This is a genomic window from uncultured Campylobacter sp. (assembly GCF_938030815.1).
In the GTDB taxonomy this organism is placed as follows: Bacteria; Campylobacterota; Campylobacteria; order Campylobacterales; family Campylobacteraceae; genus Campylobacter_B.
In genome coordinates, this window is the sequence record NZ_CALHII010000091.1 from 1 (window position 1) to 1,171 (window position 1,171).

Genomic DNA, 1,171 nt, shown 5'->3' on the forward strand with positions numbered 1-1,171 from the left:
AAAGCCAAATTTCAAGCGCTCTAGCAAGCCTTCAAAGCCAGGAGAAAAAAAGCGCCGAGCTTGAAGCGCTGAATAAAATTTTTAGCGACCAGCTCGAGAAGCTAAACATCGAAAACACCGATCTTCGCAAGCAAAATTCCATCTATTTCATACAGATCGAAGATCTAACCGAGATGGCGGAGAAGCTGAAAAAAGAGAATTTAGACATCAACTCGCTTTTGCAAAAAGCACGCGACGACGCCAACGCTACGATCAGCCAAAACGAGCTTAAAATCGCCTTTTTGCTCGATCAGCTCACGAAGAAGGAGAGCGATTTTAATAAAATTTTACAAGACCTCAACGTCACGAAAAACCGCATCCGCAACCTCACTGGAATGAAGGTCAAGATCATCGCCGATCTGAAGGAGAAGCTGGGTGGCAAGATCCGCATTGACAACGAAAGCGGCGCGATGACGCTAAGCTCGTCGATCCTTTTCGACAAGGGCTCAAGCGAGCTGAAAGAGGGCGCCAAAGAGGCGCTCCGCTCGACGCTACAGAGTTATTTCGCCGCGCTTTTGAATAACGATGAAATTCGCGAAAATTTAGATCAGATCATCATCGAGGGGCACACAGACAGCGACGGCGGGTATTTGTATAACCTCGAGCTGTCGCAAAACAGGGCGTTTGCCGTGATGGATTTCATCAACTCGTGGAATAAAGATGAGCGTCTGCAAAAATACCTCATCGCCAGCGGTCGCAGCTACACGCAGCCCGTGATGCGCAGAGGCGTCGAGGACAAGGACGCTAGCCGCCGCATCGAGATCAAATTTACCCTTTCAAACAAAGAGGCGATGGAGGAGATCAGGAAATTTTTGCAGTTCGACGCGAACGCTACGAATTAGAAGCTCACTCGAAATTTTAACCTGCAAAAAGAGAGCTTAAAATTTTAAAATTCTTAACGAATTAAAGGCTCATCTGAAATTTTAACGGCGGCGGAATGTATCCTTTTATTTTGGCGCGAATGTCGTAATTTGGCGGCTCGCTAAATTTCACCGTAGCCCTTACGTGGCGTTTATGTAACGCCTGCTGTGGCAGAATGGGTTTAAATTTTAAGTCCGCGCATTTTGCGCGCTTTTAGTACCGCCGCGCGGATAATATGGTTTAAATTTAGACCTTTAAATTTAAGCCACAA

1 protein-coding gene is annotated in these 1,171 nt (G+C 46.5%); it reads left to right on the plus strand.

Annotation, left to right across the window (positions count from 1 at the left end; all coding sequences use genetic code 11):
• On the plus strand, positions 1–881 hold an 881-nt coding region (locus Q0277_RS03265), incomplete at its 5' end, for an OmpA family protein (RefSeq protein WP_297995566.1).
• Positions 882–1,171: the final 290 nt, after the last annotated feature.